Annotated in this window: 12 protein-coding genes and 2 riboswitches; of the genes, 7 read left to right on the top strand and 5 right to left on the bottom strand. The window is 43.5% G+C overall.

Annotated features, from left to right (window positions below):
* Window position 1: 1 nt before the first annotated feature.
* The 3 genes from DW173_RS05395 to DW173_RS05385 are packed head-to-tail and all read right to left on the bottom strand — an operon-like array spanning window position 2 to window position 2,900.
* Entirely contained in the window at window positions 2-757 is a 756-nt protein-coding gene (locus tag DW173_RS05395; RefSeq protein ID WP_004299412.1) for an ABC transporter ATP-binding protein, read from the bottom strand.
* Window positions 754-1,770 carry a FecCD family ABC transporter permease gene (locus DW173_RS05390; RefSeq protein WP_049702091.1) on the bottom strand — a complete coding sequence of 339 codons (1,017 nt, stop codon included), beginning with the start codon at window positions 1,768-1,770 and terminating at the stop codon, window positions 754-756. Before DW173_RS05390 ends, DW173_RS05395 begins: the two co-directional genes overlap by 4 nt.
* Complete coding sequence (locus DW173_RS05385; protein ID WP_008024885.1) at window positions 1,767-2,900, bottom strand: ABC transporter substrate-binding protein; 1,134 nt, start codon at window positions 2,898-2,900, stop codon at window positions 1,767-1,769. The genes DW173_RS05390 and DW173_RS05385 overlap by 4 nt, the downstream gene beginning before the upstream one ends.
* 138 nt (window positions 2,901-3,038) lie before the next feature.
* A riboswitch (cobalamin riboswitch) is annotated at window positions 3,039-3,251 on the top strand.
* 63 nt (window positions 3,252-3,314) lie between these two features.
* On the opposite strand from DW173_RS05385, the gene DW173_RS05380 reads away from it, so the two are divergent.
* Genes DW173_RS05380 through DW173_RS05370 form a run of 3 tightly spaced genes read left to right on the top strand, consistent with a single transcriptional unit; the run spans window position 3,315 to window position 6,601 of the window.
* Window positions 3,315-4,499 (top strand): ABC transporter substrate-binding protein, encoded by a 1,185-nt coding sequence (locus DW173_RS05380; protein ID WP_008024883.1) that lies wholly within the window; start codon window positions 3,315-3,317, stop codon window positions 4,497-4,499.
* Between the two features lie 7 nt (window positions 4,500-4,506).
* The gene (locus tag DW173_RS05375) at window positions 4,507-5,544 is read left to right on the top strand and encodes a FecCD family ABC transporter permease (protein ID WP_008024880.1); all 1,038 of its coding nucleotides are present in this window, start codon (window positions 4,507-4,509) and stop codon (window positions 5,542-5,544) included.
* A gap of 25 nt (window positions 5,545-5,569) precedes the next feature.
* On the top strand, window positions 5,570-6,601 hold the full coding sequence (locus DW173_RS05370; RefSeq protein WP_032812070.1) for an ABC transporter ATP-binding protein: 1,032 nt from the start codon (window positions 5,570-5,572) through the stop codon (window positions 6,599-6,601).
* A gap of 678 nt (window positions 6,602-7,279) precedes the next feature.
* Here DW173_RS05370 and cbiD read toward each other — a convergent pair.
* On the bottom strand, window positions 7,280-9,091 hold the full coding sequence (cbiD, locus tag DW173_RS05360; RefSeq protein ID WP_008024877.1) for a cobalt-precorrin-5B (C(1))-methyltransferase CbiD: 1,812 nt from the start codon (window positions 9,089-9,091) through the stop codon (window positions 7,280-7,282).
* A complete protein-coding gene (gene cobM, locus DW173_RS05355) occupies window positions 9,088-10,917 on the bottom strand; it encodes a precorrin-4 C(11)-methyltransferase (RefSeq protein WP_120143967.1) in 1,830 nt (609 codons plus the stop codon). The genes cbiD and cobM overlap by 4 nt, the downstream gene beginning before the upstream one ends.
* Before the next feature lie 131 nt (window positions 10,918-11,048).
* Window positions 11,049-11,244: riboswitch (cobalamin riboswitch) on the top strand.
* Window positions 11,245-11,300: 56 nt separating this feature from the next.
* Here cobM and DW173_RS05350 point away from each other — a divergent pair.
* Genes DW173_RS05350 through DW173_RS05335 form a run of 4 tightly spaced genes read left to right on the top strand, consistent with a single transcriptional unit; the run spans window position 11,301 to window position 17,351 of the window.
* Window positions 11,301-13,484 carry a TonB-dependent receptor gene (locus DW173_RS05350; RefSeq protein WP_008024874.1) on the top strand — a complete coding sequence of 728 codons (2,184 nt, stop codon included), beginning with the start codon at window positions 11,301-11,303 and terminating at the stop codon, window positions 13,482-13,484.
* Window positions 13,485-13,509: 25 nt separating this feature from the next.
* Complete coding sequence (locus tag DW173_RS05345; RefSeq protein ID WP_055235740.1) at window positions 13,510-14,205, top strand: precorrin-2 C(20)-methyltransferase; 696 nt, start codon at window positions 13,510-13,512, stop codon at window positions 14,203-14,205.
* A complete protein-coding gene (locus DW173_RS05340; protein WP_233562099.1) occupies window positions 14,202-16,292 on the top strand; it encodes a TonB-dependent receptor plug domain-containing protein in 2,091 nt (696 codons plus the stop codon). Before DW173_RS05345 ends, DW173_RS05340 begins: the two co-directional genes overlap by 4 nt.
* Before the next feature lie 27 nt (window positions 16,293-16,319).
* Window positions 16,320-17,351 (top strand): sirohydrochlorin cobaltochelatase, encoded by a 1,032-nt coding sequence (locus DW173_RS05335; RefSeq protein ID WP_120143965.1) that lies wholly within the window; start codon window positions 16,320-16,322, stop codon window positions 17,349-17,351.
* Window positions 17,352-17,514 lie beyond the last annotated feature (163 nt).

Here is a 17,514-nt window from a genome sequence, read left to right as displayed (position 1 = left end):
TTTATTTGATGCGTACTCTCATCTCCTGCACATCAAACGTGACGGATTCATTTCGGAAAAGTCTTTCTATATGTCCGCTGGCCACCATTTCCGGAGTAGGCAGCGTGTACATCTGCGGATTATCTATGAGCATGATGGAGTCGCAAAGCGATAAGGCGATGTCGAGGTCATGAGTGGAGAATAAGACACATTTTTTTTCTTCCTGTGCCAATTTCTTTAAAAGCAAACAGAGCTCGTAGCGGTTGGGTAAGTCCAGGAAGGCGGTCGGCTCATCAAGCAGGATGACAGGAGTATCCTGTGCAAGGGCACGGGCAATCATGATTCGCTGACATTCGCCATCGGACATTTTATCCATTGTCTTTTCTGCATAACCGGACATACCGACTAGTTGCATAGCGTCGTCCACCCGCTTTTGGTCTTCCGGTTGCAGTTGGCCGATCCAGTTGGTATAGGGAGCACGCCCTAAGGCTACTACATCTTTACAGCGGAGATTAGCGATGCGTACTTTATCGGTGGTGACAAAGCTGATATTCCGGGCTAATTTTTCCGGTTTCAATGAAGCTATGTTTTTTCCTTGCAGAGTAATTTCTCCTGATTGAGGCTTTTCCAGTCCCATCATGGCACGGAGCAGGGTACTCTTTCCCGTTCCGTTACGTCCTAACAGGGCAACGAGTTGTCCGCCTGTGATTCGGGCATTTACCGTTTCCAACAGCGTGCGCTGTCCATATCCTAATGTCAGTTCTTTAAGCTCTATCATTTGAATCTACGCAAGTTTTTAGCAATTACCCATAAAATAACCGGAACACCTAGCAAGGCGGTGATGCAGTTAACCGGAAGCAGAAACTTCTTGGCGATGATGTCGCAGAGAAGCATGCTGATAAGCCCTGTCAGCATGGTGCCGGGGACCAGTATCCGGTGGTCGGCGTTGTTGAACAGCAGTCGTGTGACGTGCGGTACTGCCAGGCCGATAAATCCTACCGGACCACAGAAAGCGGTGACCGTTCCTGTCAGCAGTGCGGTAGAAACGAAGATGAACGTGCGTGAACGTTTAATGTTCATTCCCATCGTTCGTGCATAATTTTCACCGAGCAGTAGCAGGTTCAGCGATTTGATACAGGCTACGGAAATCAGTAAGCCGATACATAGCATTGGTATCATGATTCCCAATTGGGTGACTGTGATATGGCTAAGAGATCCCATTGACCAGAGTGTGAACATTTTCAGTTGTTCGGCCGAACTTAGGTATTGGAGTATCTGAATGATAGCACCTGCTACGTAGCCTATCATAACTCCCATGATCAATACACCGAGAATGTTTTTTACTTTCCGGCTGATAATGGCTACTCCCAATAAGATTACGGCAGTTCCTATCCAGCCCGAACCTACGATACCCAGCGACTGAAGAATTGGAAACTCCGCCCATCCAAGTAATGGAGCACCTAGTATGAACAGAGCTACGCCCAGTCCTGCACCGGAACTTACTCCCAGCAGGTAAGGATCTGCCAACGGATTCTGGAATACTGTTTGCATCTGTAAACCGCTAACGGAGAGTGCTATTCCTATCAAAGCCGCTACCACTACCCGTATGAAACGGATAGAAAGGAGAATATTCCGTGTCATTTCGTCACATTCGCCTCCGGTGAGTACAGCCCATACCTTGGTGATAGGAATATATGTATCTCCCGTTGCCATGTCTATCAGTAATAACAGTATGGCAACTATACCCAGTGTAATGAATAAAAAGGGAGTACGTTTATCAGGCTGTTTCATTCCAGGTGTCTGTAATAGTAAAGTGAATCGGATACGAGTTCGGGGTGAAAGATATGAATCAGGTCACGCAATACGACGTCGGGACGTACTACTGCAGATTCCCAGTAGTCATTACCTCCTGTCGGTGTTGTTCGTAAATTGTTGTTGTAAACAGTTTTTTCGCGTACAGCTTTGGCGTCTACAAATTTAGGATTGACCGTCTTTAGTTCATCCAACGTAGAAGCCATGCCTACATTAATCCAGTAGTCGGCCTTTTGTATCAGTTTGTAAGCCGTTTCCAGTCCGATGGGAGTGGAACTGTTAGAATTGTTTTCTTTGTAGATGTAATCCGCACCCGCATCAGTTACCAATTGTGCCATGTAACTTTGTGTGGAAGGCATCACCCAACTGTCGTTCCACGGGGTATTGAGCATAACGGTAGGACGTTGCTCTACCGATTCGGTGAGCGCTTTCAAAACTTGATAACGTTTAGGGATTTCACGGAATATCTCGATGCCTTTTTTCCTGCTGTCTGTTAATTCGGAAAGAGCTACCAGCCATTCGGCTTTACCAAGCGGTGATTCCTCCAAATATTCTCCTACATACATATAAGGTATAAACAGTTCTTTCAGTTTGTCTGTTACGGCAGTTTGCGCATCTCCGATACCGTATAACAGGACAACATCCGGTTTCAGTCCCAATAATAACTCATAATTCATTTCGGGTCCCATATCCTTAATAGAATCTTTGTGTGCAAGGATATATGGATTGGATACATAGTCGATGCCCGATACTCCGATAATTCTGTCCACTTGTCCTAATGCGTCGAACATGGCGATGTAGGAAGAAGCCATACATACGATGCGTTTGGCTCCGGCAGGAATCGTAGGACCGGTAAATCCGGCAGGCGCTTGTTCACCGTTGCGGGAAATGAAATAAGACATTTTCACGTCTTTGGCTCCCTGCCATGGATTGGAAACCTGAATAAGTGTGCTGGCGGTATTGTCCGCACCCATAATCTTGAATCCGGTAGCATATTCAGGTGTATAGACATCCTGTTTGAAAGCCTCGAGAGAAGTCTTCTTGTTGGATATACAACTAGCCAGGAAGAGAAGACATAGCCATGTGAGGATTGAAATAGGAGATTTCATCTTTATTCGTGTATCTTTTAAATGAATAAATAATTTTCGGTGTCTGAAGATTGACATTGTGGGGCAAAGATAAGTATCTTTGGAGATATTCTTTCTTTTTTTATTGCATTTTCTCCGAAATCATTCCTATTTATGTATCTTTGCAAGGTGAATTTTGGTGTCACTTTTCCGATGCTACGGAAAGAGTGGTGAAAAGGGAATCAGGTGAAAATCCTGAACAGACCCGCTGCTGTAAGCTCCGCTGAAGTTTTCCTGCAATACTCAAATCCACTGTCTCGATCATGAAGAGGCGGGAAGGGCGTCAGGAAAATGGAGTAAGTCAGAAGACCTGCCAGAATGAAGTTTTCGATACTTTCCGGGAGTAAGGTTCGAAAAATACTTGAATAATCTGAAGATTAATCTTATAGATAAAATATGAGCAGATATAATAGTATGCGGCTGAAAGGAAAATGCTGGCCGGTTGTTTGCCTTTTGTTATTTCTCGTTTCTTGTGGACAGAAAAGTAAAAACAATACGCAGGCAGTCGGAGTGGCGGTTAGCACCTCTGATTCCTCCCGGATCATTCTTCCGGAATATGCTGAAGGTTTCGAAGTGCAATATGTAGAGGGAGGGTGTCTGGTGACCATTCAGGACCCGCAGAAAGAAAAGGGTAAAGGGGAAATTTATCAGTATGCGTTTGTCAGGGATAAGGAAGCCTTTGCGAAAAATAAAGTATCCACTGATTATGTAGTGCAGTCCGTTCCGATTAAGAATATCATTTGTATGACTTCGTTGCAACTATCCAATTTTATAAAACTGGATGAGTTGGATCATGTGGTAGGTATCACAAGTACCCGCCATTTGTTTAATGAGGAAGTAAAACGCCGGTTGAAAGAGAAGAAAATTCGTAAGATAGGGATAGAGGGGAACTTTGATAATGAAGTCATTATCTCCATGAATCCCGATCTGATTCTGATTTCTCCTTTCAAACGGGGAGGATATGACGCATTGAAAGAGGTAGGTATTCCTTTGATTCCGCATTTGGGATATAAAGAGAATTCTCCCCTCGGGCAGGCAGAATGGATTAAGTTTATCGGTCTGCTGATTGGAGAAGAGGAGAAAGCAAATGTAATCTTTGATTCGATTAAGGCTGAATATAATACATTGAAGCAGCTGACGGCAAAGATTGAGAAAAAGCCGGTTGTTTTTAGTGGTGAGCTGCGTGGCGGCAACTGGTACGCCGTAGGAGGACGTAATTTCCTCGCACAACTTTTTCGGGATGCCGGTGCAGATTATTTCCTAAAAGATGATCCGAATACAGGTGGAGTGACTTTAGACTTTGAGACTGTTTACAGTCGCGCGGAAAGTGCTGATTATTGGCGGATATTGAACAGCCATAACGGCACGTTCACTTACGACGCCTTGAAAGCACAGGATTCCCGGTATGCTGATTTCCGGGCATTCAAAGATAAAGGAGTGATTTATTGTAATCTCAAGGAGAAACCTTATTATGAGAATGTTCCCACTCATCCGGAAGTGCTGCTGAAAGATTTGATTAAAGTATTTCATCCGGAACTGCTACCGGAGTATACTCCTGTTTTTTATGAGCTTTTAAAATGAGAAGGGTATGAAAACTCCTGTCTGGTTGTTGATGCTTCTGTTGGTTGGATTGATTTTTTTTCTTTTCTTCCTGAATCTCGTATTGGGTTCTGTATCTATACCGTTTCGTGCTGTATGGGATATTTGCCTGTGGGGAGATCATGAGAACCACATCTGGACGAATATTATCTGGAAATCGAGAATGCCCCAGGCAGTCACTGCGTTGGTTGCCGGAGCAGGGTTGTCCGTCAGCGGATTGCAGATGCAGACAGTTTTCAGAAACCCGTTGGCAGGGCCTTCAGTGTTAGGGATTAGTTCCGGAGCAAGTATGGGAGTGGCTTTTGTCGTTTTATTGTCAGGCAGTCTCGGGGGAGTGGCGTTGAGCAGTCTGGGGCTGATTGGTGAATTGGCGCTGACGGTTGCCGCTATTGCAGGAGCATTGTCTATCATGGCGCTTATTGCTTTCGCCTCACAGAAAGTAAAAGGAAACGTGACTCTGTTGATTATCGGTGTGATGATTGGTTATGTAGCCAATGCCGTGATTGGAGTATTGAAGTTTTTCAGCGTCGAAGAAGATATTCGCGCGTATGTCATTTGGGGATTAGGAAGCTTTTCCCGTATTTCCGGTGACCAGTTATTCCCATTCCTTTGTACAATGGCTGTACTTCTTCCACTCTCTTTTCTGTTGATTAAGACATTGAATCTGTTGTTGCTTGGAGACAGTTATGCGCGAAATCTGGGCTTGAATATCAAACGTGCCCGTTTGTTGGTAATCTCCTGTTCCGGAGCTTTGGTGGCGATTGTAACGGCTTATTGTGGCCCGATTGTTTTTCTGGGACTGGCTGTTCCGCATCTTTGCCGTGCTTTGTTCCGTACTTCCGACCATCGGATATTGATGCCTTCTTCTTTACTGGTAGGGGCGGCAATGGCGTTATTGTGTAATCTGATAGCCCGTATGCCGGGATTTGAAGGTGCTTTGCCGGTCAACTCCGTCACAGCTTTGGTCGGTGCACCGGTGGTAGTGTCGGTGTTGTTCCGTAAGCGTAAGGGAGAGGTAAATGAATGATAATCAGAACAGGGAGAAACTTAACATGCAAGAGCAAGAAACCATAACTATCAGGAACCTGGCCACAGGCTATAAAGGAAAGCATAAAACGCATATCGTAGCCCGTGATATAAATGCCAGTATTTATGCTGGCGAACTCACTTGTCTGCTTGGAGCCAATGGAGCGGGGAAGTCCACTTTGTTGCATACACTGTCCGGTTTCCTACCGAAATTGTCGGGAGAGATCCGGATCATGAATAAAGAGGTTGAGAAATATTCCGATGCGGATATGTCGAAAGTCATCAGTGTGGTGCTGACAGAAAAGTGCGACTTGCGTAATATGACGGTGGAAGAGATGGTAGCGTTAGGAAGAAGTCCTTATACTGGTTTTTGGGGAGTGTTGAAGAAAGGAGATAAAGAAATTGTTTCCCGTGCGATAGCCGGTGTAGGGATAGAGGTGCTAACCGGTCGGATGATGCATACGTTGAGTGACGGAGAAAAACAAAAGGTGATGATTGCCAAAGCGTTGGCGCAGGAAACACCTGTGATTTTTCTGGATGAACCGACTGCTTTCCTTGATTTTCCAAGTAAAGTGGAGATGATGCAACTGTTGCATCGGTTGTCCCGCGATACGGGGAAAACTATTTTCATGAGTACCCATGATTTGGAACTGGCTTTACAGATTGCCGATAAAGTCTGGATGATGGATAAAGAAAACGGTGTGACTATCGGAACTCCTGAAGACTTGTCACTGAATGGTACATTGAGTAACTTCTTTTCCCGTAAAGGAATCATGTTCGACCAAAATACGGGATTGTTTAAAATCAACAATGAATATTCTGTAAAGATGCATCTTGAAGGGCATGGTCAAAAATATGCGATGGTCAGGAAAGCTCTTTTGCGAAATGGAATTCTGGCAGGGCGTGAGATTGAATCTGATGTTTACATAGAAACAGGTAATCTTCAGACGGAAGGATTTTTGCTGCATTTGCCGGAGAATGAAGTTCGAAAAGCGGAAGACATTGAGGTATTGCTCAAGTTGGTGTCCGGTTATCTAGTGAATAGCAGATATAGTTGATTCAAAAAATCCTCAAAACTGTATGGAAATGAGCCGAAATATAATCTCTTAACACTCTACTACAGAATTAAAAAGTAAAAAATTGCTGTCACCTGTCACATGTTTGTATTTAAACATCTGACAGTGAATGAGTAGTGGTGTGACGGCAGCATGTGACAGCACAGTGACAGTACTTTTGCTGTCACCTCTTCTCCTTCTTTTAGAAGCAAGTTCCAAGCAAGTTTCCTTTGTTTGAAACTAAAGTTTCAACAAAGAGAAACTAGAGTTTCCAGCCTTGAAACTGATGGTTTCAAGCAATTGGAACTAGAGTTTCAAGCTTATGGAACTAAAGTTCCATCCCATGAAACCAATGGTTTGAAGGTATGAAACGAATGTTTTCCTATGACTAAAAAATATGAAGCTATACAGGTTGTGATTTTCAGGAAAGAGAAAAGGAAGAGAAGAAAGAATCGTGGGAGAACATGTGACAGCAAAAGTACTGTCACTGTGCTGTCACATGCTGCCGTCACACCACTACTCATTCATTGTCAGATGTTTAAATACAAACATGTGACAGGTGACAGCAAATTTTCACTTTTTAATTCTCTAGTAGATGCTCGCTGGGATTATATTTCAACTTATTTTTTATGACTTGACTTATTTCAAAACCGTATAGAAATAAACCTGTCAATAATAGATTTAGAATAGGGTAGAGTGAAATTGATATGAAATCTCCCCAGTCTCATTGATTAATAAAATGGCGAGCTCTCCTTTGGGAAAAAGTGGTGTACAGTGTATATGACATAGTTGTACCAACTTGTTGAACAAAATTTCTTTATCTTTCTTGTTTGGTATTCCCCATAGTTCGCGGGCAAGCGTCATTTGTTCGATCAATGCTAAAGTCTCATCTGAACAGCTGCACTGAATAGCTATTTCTTTTAAAAAGTCTTTGTTCATTATGACTTTCTTGCTGTGAGTATCCAAGTGTCCTTCTGCCAGTTTTACCGCTTTTCCTATCATAATCCCCATGCTTACCTTTTGAAAACCAGTCTCTGCTGCTATTTTTAATGTCTCTCCGATAAAGTTTCCGTAATGCACAAAAGCCTGTGGAGGGAGATTCGGATAGAGGCTCCGGACAAATTTCTCACTTTTGGCTCCGGAATTGATAACCAATCGTTCCGCATTAATTGCATAGGCCACTTCCACTTCCTTGCGTATGGCATCGACGAATGCTTCCGAAGAAAAAGGTTTCACAATACCCGAAGTTCCGATAATGGAGATCCCTCCAATAATTCCCAATTTCGGGTTGAATGTTTTCAGAGCCAGTGTTTCTCCTTCGGGAACGCTGATAGTTACGTCCAGCCCTCCTCCATAAAGCAAGGATAGTTCATTGACGATCATTTTCCGGGGAGTCGAATTAATGGCAGGTTCACCGACGGCTAATCCCAATCCGGGAAGTGTGACTTTTCCCACCCCTTTTCCTTGCAGGAAATGTATGCCGGGAGAATCGGAAAAAGATACAGTGGCTACAATCTGATGTCCGTGGGTAACGTCCGGGTCATCTCCGGCATCTTTGATGACACTGGCAGTGGCGGTATTCTCATCCGTTTTTTCTACCTTATATATAGGTAGGACGACCCTTTCTCCATCCGGTAATGTCACTTCCGTTTTTTCTTCAAAACATTCTTCTGTCAATGCAAGTAAAGCGGCTTTGGCTGCGGCTGTTGCGCAGGTTCCGGTAGTGAATCCACTTCTTAGGGCATAAAATCCCGGTACATTTAGTTCAACAGCCCGTCTCAATCCGTATTTCCCATTTACTGTAATAAAACCCTCGGGCAGGGGAGGACGGCGGACCACATAAATTTTGATTCCGTTTTTCAGAGCAGCTTCTATTTTTTCGATGAAGCCTCCCGAACTGCCGCTTTCTTTTGTGATAATCGCTTGCGGGGAAAGTTGCTTAAAAAGGAGTGATTCATCTTCTTCGGGTTGATAGAAAATCAGTTTTTCTTTGGGGAATCCTGCCTTTATGGCAATATCTACGGATTCCGACCGTTCCAGAACCCGAAAGATACAGTCATGCTCTTTCCAGAAACCTTGTAGCTTGGTAATAGTTTGAGTGCCGGTAAGAGCCAGTAGTTTCTCTATACCGTCCTGTTTCATACGGGCGACGGCATCTTCGAAGTCATCACACCAAATGATTTCCTCCGATAATTCCGGATAGATACGTTCCAGACGTACTACCTTGATCGTTAATTCTTTTGCCGCGAGGAAGATATTCAGGTGGAGTTGTTGCGCAAATGGATGGGCGGCATCTATTATTAATCGGATGTCGTGTTCACGGCAGAAAGAAATGATTTTTTCTGAATCCATGTTGCCGGTCAGTCGCGTCATATTTCTGCACGTGACTTCCTGAAGGGTGCCACGTGTGGAATAATAAAAGGGTTGTCCTGCTTCATCGAGGGTTTCAGCGGCAGTGCGTCCCTCCGTCGTTCCTCCGAAAATCAGTATCATGGGCGGAAAAGATGTTTGAATTCATCAGCATATAGTCTGGATAATCCCTCCCGGTGGTCGATGGCATTACCGACTACAAGCAGGGTAGTAAGAGTCAGATGGTTGTCACGGACAATTTGAGCAAGATCTTTCAGCTTGCCGCGATATATCTTTTCTTCTTTCCAAGTGAGTTTGTAGCAGGCAGCTACGGGCGTTTCGGGAGAGTAGGCTTGCAAGAGTTCTTCCTGTACCTGCTCCACAATAGCAGCACTTAGATAGATGCACATCGTGCTTTGCGAGCGCGCCAGCAAATGAAGTTTTTCTTTCTCGGGCATCGGTGTCCGACCCTCTCCACGTGTGAGGATAATGCTTTGCACTTCTTCAGGAATGGTGAACTGTGATTTGAGGGCGGCTGCTGCGGCCTGAAAAGAAGAAATGCCGGGAGTGATGTGATACCTCATTCCGTATTGGTCGAAGAATGCCATCTGTTCGGCAATAGCTCCGTAAATACACGGGTCACCTGTGTGGAGACGTACCACAAACAATCCCTTGTCATAGAAAGACTTCATGAGGGTGAATTGTTCCTCCAATGTCATGTCTGCCGAACTTCTAACGGTAGCGCCCGGTTTGGCGTAATACGTCAGTTCGCGGGGCACCAGACTGCCGGCATAAAGAATGAGGTCTGCCTTTTCCAGCATTCTCTTGCCTCTTACAGAAATCAATTCCGGGTCGCCCGGACCGGCCCCCACAATCTCGATATGCCCGTTGTTGCGGTCACTATCAGCAGAAAGTGCTACGGCAAAGGTGAAATTATTTCCTTCGGATAGTATTCTTTTTTGCTTTTCCATCAACAATCTGCCGTAATCGGAGGCACGGATAGCAGAACTTTCGGCCACCCCATCAACGCCTGTCACTTCTTTCACTTTTTCGGAGGGATTCGGAACGCTGATATCTGCCAGTTCTTCGGCTTTATAAATATGTAGTTCACTGTTTGAGAACTGCGTATGTAATTCTGCAATCAACGGTTCGTCTTTTTTCAGTTCAATCGTTGAAATGCTTTTCACTGCAAGTGGAGAAAGATGGTGTCGCAATAATTCATCTTTCATATAAATGCAGACTCCTTGTGGAGAACATTCTTTTTTGCAGCCTACCCCGATATGAAGCACGGGCGGATAGAACTGCAGTGTCGGGATAGGAGCGTCATATTCCCACGGACCAACAGTGATGAGTAATTGGTATTCGGCCAGCGGTATTTCTTCCAATCTATAATAGATATCTGTATGTTCCGGACAGCTCTGTTCAAGTTCGGCCGTTCCTTTATCCTTGACACTAAGCAGCAGGGCTGTCTTGTGTTTATTCACAAACTGAAAAATAGCCTGATTCATGGAAGCCGGTGTTGCCGAAGTTCTCCATCCGTAACGGGAGGTAAACGTATCCAGCGCCCACAACTGTTGATTATCACTTTGGGTGGTGACGATGGCTTCCCCTCCGGTGATTCTCGCAACGATTCGTGTCAGTTCATTGCCGCCTCCGATATGTCCGGACAGTACGGAGATAACGAAACGTCCGGTACTGTCAACGTTAATCACTGCCGGATCGGTATATTTGTTCCGGATGCAGGAAGCAATACTTCTCACACAGATGCCGAGTGCACCGATAAAAACGATTGCTTTAAAATCGGAAAAATGTTCTTTCATAAATCCGCTGTACGAGGTGATTGTTTCGCATCCCTCTGCTTCTCCTTTGAGGTATATGGCGGATTCTGCTAACTCTCTGCTTATATTCCTGGCTATGGGCAGACTTGACTCGGAAATTAAAATGATTGCTGTCTGAACGCTCTTTTCCATCCTGAAAATAATTAATTGAGGTAATGTTGCAAAAGTACAATAATAATCAGTTTCTTTTCTTGAGAGGTAGTGTAAATTTCGTGTTACTAAAAATATTTTTAGATATGTTATGAGATACAAATTAAATGTAGTAATTTTGCAGCACTTTAGGTGATGTTTTCAATCGTCCGATTGAACATAAAAGGGAATCCGGTGTGAATCCGGAGCAGTGCCCGCTACTGTAACATCCATCTATTGAAAGTTTTACTACTGCCACTGTGCCGGATGCACGGGAAGGCGAACTTTCAGGATGAAGTCAGGAAACCTGCCTAAGGAAGAAACAATAGTTAACTTGTTCTCGGGGCTAAGAACATAAACTATAGAAATTTAAGCATAATCACAAAATGTTGAAAAAACTTATTTTGACCACCATGTTGGTCGGTGTATGTTGTGTTGTGTCCGCTCAGGTTACAATCAAGGGGCGTGTGTTGAATTCTGAAACCGGAGAGCCTGTTGTCGGAGCGAATATTCGGGTGGACCATAGTCTGCAGGGGGGAACTACGAATGCAAAAGGAGAGTTTATAATCAAGGGATTGCCTGATGGCAAACAAACCCTGCAAGTATCACATCTCAATTATGAACCGCAACGGTATTCCACTTCAAAGAGTGTAAATGACGTCGTGATACGCATGACGGAAAGTCATAACAATTTAAACCAGGTGGTAGTGACCGGAACCGGAACACATCGCCGGATGGTGGATAGTCCCATCCCGGTAAATGTATTGACTGCCAAAGATATCAAGGAGGCCAATGTTACGAATCTTGAGGAGGCTCTTACCAAACTCACTTCTAACTTTTCTTTCTCTACCAGCGGTATGGGAACGGAAATGGTGCTTAATGGCTTGAATAGCGATTATATCCTTGTATTAGTGAACGGACGGAAACTGATTGGCGATGATGCGTTGATGCGCATCAACATGGCAAACGTGAAACGAATTGAAATACTGAACGGTTCGGCATCTGCGCTGTATGGTAGTGATGCCATTGGTGGAGTTATTAATATCATCACGGATGACAGCAAAAACAAGATTGACGCATCGAGCACTACCAAGGTGAGTGACCACGGACGTTTTTCGGAAGCTGTGAATCTGGATTTGAATGTTGGCAAACTTTCATCGTATACTTCTTACCAACGCCAACAGTCGGATGGCTGGAAACTTCATCCGATGACCGAAACGGTGAATAAAAAAGGGGAAGTGAAACTGGATCCTACCGATAAACAGGCTTTCACCGGTTATCATTCGAATACGGTCAACCAGAGTTTCTCTTATTCTCTGAATCATAAGACAACGCTGTATGCACAGGGTTCGTACTATAATTTCCTGAATGACCGTCCGGTAACGGAATATAAATATAATATGTATCATGAGAATTATACGTATGGTTTCGGTATGAAGTATATTGTGAATAAGAAAGCATATATCGATGCCGATTTCTATTCGGACAATTACAAGTCGGCTTATGACTATATTCAGGAAAGCGGTGACTTCAAGATTGGAGATAAGGAAACTCGTAAGAAACAATATTTTTACCGGGGAAATGTGAAGAGTATTATCAAGGTGAACAGCAAGAACAAACTGTCTGCCGGATTGGAATATCTGGATGAAAAGCTGGAAAGTGAATCGGACAATATCTCTAATAAGACGCTCTACACCATGGCTTTATATGCACAGGATGAGTGGACGATTGCCGAATCTCTGCAAGCAGTAGTGGGATTGCGTTACATTTATAATGAAACATTTGAAGATCATTTCACTCCGACAGCTTCTATTATGTATAGGGAGGGTGGTTTCCGTGGCCGATTGTCTTTTGCAACAGGTTTCCGCACGCCTACTCTTTCTGAAATTTACGCTACGGATCTGGCAAAGACTACCAATCGCTATACTATCGGAAATCTGGAACTGAAACCGGAAGAAAGCAAGAATTTCTCATTGAATCTGGAATATACTCATTCCCGTTTTTCTGTATCAGCAACGGCTTTTGTAAATAATGTGACGGATATGATTAATTACCGTACTTTGAGCGATGAAGAAGCTGCACAGTACGGTGATTATGATGAAGTGCGCCAGCGTGACAACATCGATAAAGTGAGAATCAAAGGGGTGAATGTAAATGCAAATGCTTACCTGGGACTTGGATTCAATCTGGGAGCCGGCTATACGCTGTTGGATGCAAGAAATCTGATAACGGACAAACCGATTGACAAAAGTGTCAAGTATGCAGGAAACGTAAATGCGCAATGGTCTAAGAACTGGGGATTGTATGGACTGAACATCAATATGGTTGGTCGCGGACAGGGAAAGAGATATTCCGAAACGTATGACTATGATTCATCCGGTTTTATGCTTTGGGATTTGAATACAGGACATACATTCAATCTGAAATATTTCATTCTGAATGCCGGTTTGGGTGTTGAGAACCTGTTCGACTGGGTAGACGACCGTCCCTGGAATACGAAGAAACCTTATTCGACCATTACACCGGGAAGAGCTTTCTATGCAAGCCTGACGATTCGTTTTAGAAAATAAGGATAAGAAATAATCGATAAGAAAGATGGAAGATTTGAAACCGGTATATATCGTTTCTTTAGGTCCGGGTGAAGCGGGGCTTATCTCTTTGATAGGAGGTGCTACACTATGTCGGGCAAATGCTATTTTTTGCCCGAAAACAAATGCGCGTTCCCGGTCTTCTGTTCTTCTGAAAGAATTGAAGATAAAGAAAGAATCTATCAGACGCTATACATTGCCGATGAGTAAGAAGCGTGAGATGGCTTATGAGGCTTACGATAAGGTTTTTGAAGAAATAGTCAGCCTGTATTCGGAAGGTTTATGTGTGGCGATAGTGGCTGAAGGAGATGCCGGTTTTTATTCTTCTACCAGTTATTTGGTCGGAAAGCTCAAGAAAGTGGGGATACCTATCAAGCAGATTGCCGGTGTTCCGGCGTTTATTGCAGCGGCGGCTTCCATCGGTCTTTCCATTGTGGAACAGGAAGAACGGTTGACGGTGTGTCCGGGAAAAGTGGACGGAGAACTGTTCAGCCGGATTGCTTCCGGTAGTGAAGTGGCGGTAGTGATGAAATTATCGCAGTGTGAGGGGGAAGTGAAGCATTTTATAAGTTTGGAGGAAAGACTTGTCTGTCATTATTTCGAGAATGTGGGAGCGGACGGGGAATTTTATACGTGTGATAAGAAAGATATATTGGCAAGGGAATTTCCTTATTTCTCTTTAATGATAATAAAAGGTAGATGAAACGAATGAGACAAATATGGTTAGCAGGACTTGTTTTGTTGTCTTTATCCGCAGAGGTAAGTGCACAGAGCAATGTCGCCATGCAGGATTCGATTCCTGAAATAGTGGTGACAGGTACGGGAACGGAACACTATCTGAAAGATGCACCTGTGCAGACGGAAGTGATTAGCCGCAAAATGCTGGATAGTTATGCAGGGGCTACCTTGGAAGATATTTTGAGCGGACTGTGTGCTTCTTTTGATTTTAGTGCTGGTGATATGGGAGCCAATATGCAATTGGGAGGACTCGGCAATGGTTATATATTAATCCTTGTTGATGGTAAGAAGATGCATGGTGATGTAGGCGGACAGAATAATCTGGGCTTGATCGATCCGGCTCGTATTGAACGTATTGAAATCGTGAAAGGAGCTGCTTCGGCACTTTACGGAAGTGATGCTATTGCAGGAGTGGTGAATATTATATTAAAGAAACACCGCGAAAATATTTTGATAGAAAATACAAGTCGCGGCGGATCGTATGGAGAATTCCGGCAGTCGAATACCGTACAGTTCAAGGTTGGTAAATTTACTTCTTCCACTAATTTCCAACTGAAGCATTCAGACGGATGGCAGAATACAACTTATGAAGATCCGAACCGTTATGAATATCCTATAACCAATTCCATCAATAAGACTGTAAATCGCTATACGGACTGGCAAGTGGCACAGCGTTTCGATTATCAGGCTACAAAGGATTTGAGCCTTTACGCTGACGGTAGCTTTTATCGCAAACGGATATATCGTCCTTGCGGAGTGCCTGACTATAAGACTTATGATTTCCTTTATCGTAACTCTTCTGTTGCGACAGGAGGTAAGTTGAAGCTGAAAAATAGCAATAGCATTATGCTGGACGTCAACTATGATAGTCATGCTTATCATTATATGTACACTCGCGAGACTTGGGATAAGGAGTATGATGATAGTGGCAAGGAGATCAGTTTTCCATATTTCCCTGGTGATAAAGGATTGCAAAGCGATCAAAGCCGCTTGTTATTGCAGTTGAAAGGTATATTCAATCTGCCATACTTCAATCGTTTGAGTGTGGGTACTGATACGGAAATCAATTGGCTGGATGCTCCCCGTCGACTGGATGAAAAAGATCAGGTATCCGATTATACGACCTCTTTCTATGCGCAGGATGAATGGACGCCTATTGAACGGTTGAATATCACAGCGGGAGGGAGACTGACAGTGAATCAGAACTTTGGTGTGCGCATCACTCCGAAAGTATCGGCACTTTATAAGTTAGGAGCTTTTAATCTGCGTGCTACCTATTCGGAAGGATTCAAGACACCGACACTGAAAGAATTGCATTACCGTTATATCCGTCAGATGTCAATAATCTCATTGAATCTGGGAAATACGGAGTTGGATCCACAGACCAGCCGTTATGTTTCCGGTGGACTGGAATATAATGGAACTCGTTTCAGTATCAATGTCACGGGATATTGTAACTGGGTAGATAATATGATAACTCTAGTCACTATTCCTCTTTCGCAGGCTCCGGGTGATCTGGTTGTTACCTATGATCCTGCCCGTGTACGCCAGTATCAGAACATGGATGATGCCCGTACTTATGGGGTGGATGTGAATGCCAAATGGACACCGGTCCAATCACTGACTCTGACAGGAGGTTATAGCTATCTGGATACTGAAGCGAACCAATATGATGAAGAAGATCAAGTAATGAAACATGTCATTATTGATGGTATGGCTCATCATCGTGCTACTGTGAGTGCCATCTGGACGCATGCGTGGAGACGGAGTAACTATCGTCTTGGCATTGGAGTTTATGGACGTATTCAGAGTAAACGTTATTATCAGGATGATGGAAATGGCAAGGCTTATAATCTTTGGAGGCTGAATACCCGTCACCAATTCAAATTGGGCAAACGATGGAATGCCGAGGTGAATGCGGGAATCGATAATATCTTCAATTATTATGAGACAACGTATCACAGCCTGAATTATGGTACAACTACAGCGGGACGAACTTTCTATGGTTCGTTGATGATACAATTCGGACAAAAAAAGACAAAAAATACATGATGTTTAACCCTTTAAAATTTTAAAGACATGAAACAGTTTAGATTTATGATGATGACAGCTTTAGTAGCTGTAATGTCCCTTTCGGCAGTATCTTGCTCCGACGACGATGATGATGTGGCAAAATCCAACCACGATAAGAAGATGGAAGCAGTAACTGCCGAAGTACAAGCCAACAAAAAGCATGATACAGCCTTGCTGCTAGTGACTTTTGGTAGTACGTGGGATGCGCCTCAAACGACTTTCAATAATATGAAAGCGCAGTTTGCTAGTAAGTTCCCTAACATGGATATTTATTTTTCTTTCACTTCGGAGATTTGTATGACCCGTTGCGCGGCAAAAGGTTGGAATTATTATGCACCTTCTTTCTATTTGGAAGCTATTGGTCTGGCAGGATATAAGACGGTTTGCGTGCAATCTCTTCATGTTATTCCCGGCGAAGAATTCCTTCGGGTACAGAATGTCGTGAAAGATTTCCATAATGATGGTGAGCACCCGGAATTTGCCAACGTGAAAGTGTACTTGGGTGGTCCGTTGTTGGAAACAGAGGAAGATGTAACCAATGTGGCAAAGATTCTGCATGAAACTTATAAAAGTAAAGTGGAGTCGAATAATATCGTGACTTTCATGGGACACGGAAATCCCGAAAATTATAACTACGGGAATGGTAACTCTCGCTACACGATGATGGAAGCAGAGTTGCAGAAACTTAATTCTAATTATTTTGTGGCTACTGTAGATATGGAAGATAATTATATAGACGATATGATTTCCCGTATGCAGGCAGCTAACAAGAAATCAGGTAATGTGATCTGTCATCCGTTGATGTCTATTGCAGGCGATCATGCTAATAATGATATGAAGGGTGGTGTTGGTGCCACGGCTGAAGAAGGAAGTTGGCGCTATGAATTGGCAAAAGCCGGATATACTTGCCCGTTGGCTAACTGTGATATCAAAGGATTAGGTGATTATTCCAAGATTGTAAGCGTATGGGTTAGCCATATTGAGAAGAAGATCGCTGATAATGATGCAATGTATGATCCGGATGCGGAAGAAGAATAATTGGTTGATTAGTTGAGTGTGAAATAATCATACTGCTAATAAACAAAATAAAGCCAACCAAAATGGTCGTATTTGCTATAAATAAAACGGGATCATTTTAGTTGGCTTTTTATATAGTCAGGATATTCTGTGATTTTTTATTCAGAACTATCTGATTACATTT

Source organism: Bacteroides sp. AM16-13 (assembly GCF_003602705.1).
GTDB classification, from domain to species: Bacteria; Bacteroidota; Bacteroidia; order Bacteroidales; family Bacteroidaceae; genus Bacteroides; species Bacteroides xylanisolvens.
This window is presented reverse-complemented; position numbering and strand designations above follow the sequence as displayed.

Excerpts from the sequence above, each read along its gene's own strand:
- DW173_RS05335 (WP_120143965.1), top strand. The coding sequence starts at position 16,320 with ATGAAACAGTTTAGATTTATGATGATGACAGCTTTAGTAGCTGTAATG.
- DW173_RS05380 (WP_008024883.1), top strand. The coding sequence starts at position 3,315 with ATGAGCAGATATAATAGTATGCGGCTGAAAGGAAAATGCTGGCCGGTT.
- cobM (WP_120143967.1), bottom strand. The coding sequence starts at position 10,917 with ATGGAAAAGAGCGTTCAGACAGCAATCATTTTAATTTCCGAGTCAAGT.
- DW173_RS05370 (WP_032812070.1), top strand. The coding sequence starts at position 5,570 with ATGCAAGAGCAAGAAACCATAACTATCAGGAACCTGGCCACAGGCTAT.
- DW173_RS05350 (WP_008024874.1), top strand. The coding sequence starts at position 11,301 with ATGTTGAAAAAACTTATTTTGACCACCATGTTGGTCGGTGTATGTTGT.
- DW173_RS05375 (WP_008024880.1), top strand. The coding sequence starts at position 4,507 with ATGAAAACTCCTGTCTGGTTGTTGATGCTTCTGTTGGTTGGATTGATT.
- cbiD (WP_008024877.1), bottom strand. The coding sequence starts at position 9,091 with ATGATACTGATTTTCGGAGGAACGACGGAGGGACGCACTGCCGCTGAA.
- DW173_RS05385 (WP_008024885.1), bottom strand. The coding sequence starts at position 2,900 with ATGAAATCTCCTATTTCAATCCTCACATGGCTATGTCTTCTCTTCCTG.
- DW173_RS05390 (WP_049702091.1), bottom strand. The coding sequence starts at position 1,770 with ATGAAACAGCCTGATAAACGTACTCCCTTTTTATTCATTACACTGGGT.
- DW173_RS05345 (WP_055235740.1), top strand. The coding sequence starts at position 13,510 with ATGGAAGATTTGAAACCGGTATATATCGTTTCTTTAGGTCCGGGTGAA.
- DW173_RS05395 (WP_004299412.1), bottom strand. The coding sequence starts at position 757 with ATGATAGAGCTTAAAGAACTGACATTAGGATATGGACAGCGCACGCTG.
- DW173_RS05340 (WP_233562099.1), top strand. The coding sequence starts at position 14,202 with ATGAAACGAATGAGACAAATATGGTTAGCAGGACTTGTTTTGTTGTCT.